The organism is Pseudomonas sp. Kh14 (assembly GCF_900291005.1).
In the GTDB taxonomy this organism is placed as follows: domain Bacteria; phylum Pseudomonadota; class Gammaproteobacteria; order Pseudomonadales; family Pseudomonadaceae; genus Aquipseudomonas; species Aquipseudomonas alloputida.
The window spans coordinates 1-3,092 of sequence record NZ_OLKJ01000005.1 but is presented as its reverse complement, the minus strand read 5'-3'; the positions used below and the strand labels follow the sequence as shown (position 1 = coordinate 3,092).

The following is a 3,092-nucleotide window of genomic DNA, read 5'->3' as shown; positions in this document are numbered from 1 at the left end:
CTCGACGTGAGCGGTGTTGATGGTGATACCGCGCGCTTTTTCTTCCGGAGCCGAGTCGATCTTGTCGAACTCAACGATTGCCGAACCGAAAACTTCGGAGCAAACGCGAGTCAGAGCTGCGGTCAGAGTGGTCTTACCGTGGTCAACGTGGCCGATAGTGCCGACGTTAACGTGGGGAAGGGAACGATCAAACTTTTCCTTAGCCATCGATACAATCCTCCGCAGAAGAAATAGTCTTGCGCTGATAAAACAAAGGCAGATATTTTCATATCTGCCTTGTTTATATGGAGCTCTTGAGCGGACTTGAACCGCTGACCTCACCCTTACCAAGGGTGTGCTCTACCAACTGAGCTACAAGAGCGAAACACTTTGTGCAAAATCCGGCAAACTTGGAGCGGGTAGCGGGAATCGAACCCGCATCATCAGCTTGGAAGGCTGAGGTTCTACCACTAAACTATACCCGCGGAGCTTGCGGCTCTCGCTAAAACTGGTGGAGGGAGAAGGATTCGAACCTTCGAAGCTCTCGCAACGGATTTACAGTCCGTCCCCTTTGACCGCTCGGGAATCCCTCCAGATGTGGCCGGCATTCTATTTGTCTGCCGTCCTAGTGTCAAGCGTTTTTTCAAATTTTTTCAATCAAATCTGAAACTTAGCTGCTTTGACACTGCTTCCAGCTCTACCACCTGAGTGGTGTTCCCTGTGAAGCGGGCGCCATTCTATCAAGCTATTCGTCAGTTGCAATACCCTGGCAGAAAATAATTTTATGTTTTAAGTCTTTGAAATCATTGGAAAGAGCCAAGAGCACCGTTTGGTCCAGCAAACGCTCGCTTTCCGGAGCAACCTTGAGCCAGCGACCATCCGCCCCAGGCAGCTGCCCTGACACCGGCAAGGTGGCAATATCCAGACTCAGCAGGCGTTGGCGCAGCGCATCCAACTGCTCCTGCCCCTTCACACCTCCGACTACCAGGCATTCATCACGACGCTTGGGCGGTGCCGACACACCTGTTTCACGCAACAGACGGATTTCTTGCTGATTTCCCTTGTACAGCGACAACGGGGCGACTTCCTTGACCTTCAGCGGGGCTTCCTGTTGATGCCATACGTAATAAAAGACGTTGAGCACCAATAACAGCAGAAACAACCAGCGCATAGGCACCTCAATCCAATGGGCAGGCCATAGCCAGGCCAACGAAAACCAGGTCAGGCACGACTCGCGCCTGTGGCAGGGCCGCCCTCACCAGCGGCGCATCACCGCCAGTGAGGAACACGGTGAACTCCTCACCCCATAACACACGAGCCTGCTCAAGCTGGGTGTAGGCAAAGCCCTGGAGCATCAATACGCAACCGCGCTCTACCGCTTCGACAGTCGAGCGACCTGGTGACAAGCTGTTCAATGCGCGCTCCGCGGAGGCATCGTCATATCGGATACGACGGGTGTGAGTGCGCAGCTGGCTACGCATCAATGGCATACCCGGGCAAATGTAGCCCCCAAGATGCTCGCCATCTGCAGAAACGAAGTCCGCTTTTGCCGCGGTACCCAGGTCAATCACCAGGCACGCGCCCTTGGCCAGGTGAAACGCCCCCAGCGCCGCCAGCCAACGATCCATACCCAGGCGCTGATAGTCGTCATAGCCATTGCGCACACCTGCCATTTCACGGACAGGGTGGGCAACCTTCGCCTGCACGGCAAATGCCTGAGCAATCAACGCGCAAAGCGCATCGGTTTCTTCTTCGCTGCGCACACTGACAATACGGCAACCCGTGAGGCGCACTGAAGCGAGCGCAGCCACTTCGGCCACCAGCGCCTGATCGGAATCGACGATCCCACCACCTTCAATCACAGCATCGGCGACATGGATCACCCGCCACTTGATGAAGCTGTTACCGCAATCGAGCTCAAGAATCATCACGCAACCTCAAACTGAGCTCACCACCACTGAAGCTCTTTTCCATCCCGTCCACCTCAAGGCGCAAACCACCCTGCCCGTCGACGCCAAGAACCACGCCATCAATACGTGTATTACCAGCAACCAGCGATACATTGCGCCCCTGCCACAAGTGCGCCTGCTCCCATTCCTCCTGGAATGCGGCAAAGCCGTAGCGGCGATGGCGCGCCAATTCGTGCTGTAGTTGCTGACTGAGCAGTGCGACCAAGTGATTCCGATCTATGACTACACCAACCTCACGCCGCATTGAGGTCCACTGCTGATCGACCTGTTCGTTTACCTGCATGTTTACATTGATACCAATGCCTAGCACCACATGACAGACATCTGCAGGATCGCCGACCAATTCCAGGAGAATCCCGGTGATCTTCTGCCCACGTACCAACACATCATTAGGCCATTTGAGCCCGACATCCTTTACACCGAACGCCTGCAAGGTGCGCATTACCGCCAACCCCACTACCAAGCTCAACCCCTCTAGCTGACGCATGCCTCCATCGACGCGCAGCACCAGGCTGTAATAGAGATTTTCAGCAAATGGACTGACCCACTGTCGGCCGCGCCGACCCCGTCCGGCGCTCTGGCGCTCAGCCAGAACCAGAAATGGAGCCGCCTGCCCTTCACTGGCAAGGCGCAAGCCTTCGGCATTGGTCGAGTCGATGGTTTCGTGGATGAATACCGGCCACTGTTCGCCCACGGCGAATCCGGCGATTGCCTGCGTCTCAAGCAACGCCAGTGGCGCAGCCAACTGGTAACCGCGCCCACGAACTTTGTGAATGGTGAGGTTCAGCTCACTTTCCAGATGCTGCAGCTGTTTCCAAACTGCGCTGCGACTCACCCCTAGGGCTGCCCCCAGAGCTTCTCCGGAATGGAACCGACCGTCCTTGAGGAGATTCAACAACTTCAGCATGCCAGTCTCGACTTGGAATAAGGCAGGCATGATAGCCATGGGCTGTTGGCTTGCATAGGAAAAGGGCCTGCAGGAGAGGCCGGGTATCGCAATCACAGGGAGGAGCATTCGCAAGGCCAGGATTTTTAAGCCCACAAAGACAAAACCCCTACCTGCATACGCAGATAGGGGTTTTGCGAAATGAATCTTGACGATGACCTACTCTCACATGGGGAAACCCCACACTACCATCGGCG

At 55.6% G+C, this 3,092-nt stretch carries 4 protein-coding genes and 3 tRNA genes; all 7 read right to left on the bottom strand.

The window, feature by feature from the left end; all coding sequences use genetic code 11:
- Positions 1-207: GTP-binding protein (locus tag FQ668_RS01520; protein WP_232857662.1), on the bottom strand; the 207-nt coding region annotated here is incomplete at its 3' end.
- Between the two features lie 78 nt (positions 208-285).
- Positions 286-361: transfer RNA gene (locus FQ668_RS01515), tRNA-Thr, on the bottom strand.
- Between the two features lie 29 nt (positions 362-390).
- Positions 391-464: transfer RNA gene (locus FQ668_RS01510), tRNA-Gly, on the bottom strand.
- Positions 465-488: 24 nt separating this feature from the next.
- Positions 489-572 (bottom strand) — tRNA-Tyr (locus FQ668_RS01505).
- 152 nt (positions 573-724) lie between these two features.
- A complete protein-coding gene (locus tag FQ668_RS01500; protein WP_014589472.1) occupies positions 725-1,150 on the bottom strand; it encodes a hypothetical protein in 426 nt (141 codons plus the stop codon).
- A gap of 7 nt (positions 1,151-1,157) precedes the next feature.
- Entirely contained in the window at positions 1,158-1,907 is a 750-nt protein-coding gene (locus FQ668_RS01495; RefSeq protein ID WP_014589471.1) for a pantothenate kinase, read from the bottom strand.
- Positions 1,897-2,856, bottom strand: a complete 960-nt coding sequence (birA, locus tag FQ668_RS01490; RefSeq protein WP_014589470.1) for a bifunctional biotin--[acetyl-CoA-carboxylase] ligase/biotin operon repressor BirA — start codon at positions 2,854-2,856, stop codon at positions 1,897-1,899. The genes FQ668_RS01495 and birA overlap by 11 nt, the downstream gene beginning before the upstream one ends.
- Between the last annotated feature and the right edge of the window lie 236 nt (positions 2,857-3,092).

Bases quoted from the DNA above. Each gene is read 5' to 3' on its own strand.
- FQ668_RS01500 (WP_014589472.1), bottom strand. From the start codon at position 1,150: ATGCGCTGGTTGTTTCTGCTGTTATTGGTGCTCAACGTCTTTTATTAC.
- FQ668_RS01495 (WP_014589471.1), bottom strand. From the start codon at position 1,907: ATGATTCTTGAGCTCGATTGCGGTAACAGCTTCATCAAGTGGCGGGTG.
- birA (WP_014589470.1), bottom strand. From the start codon at position 2,856: ATGCTGAAGTTGTTGAATCTCCTCAAGGACGGTCGGTTCCATTCCGGA.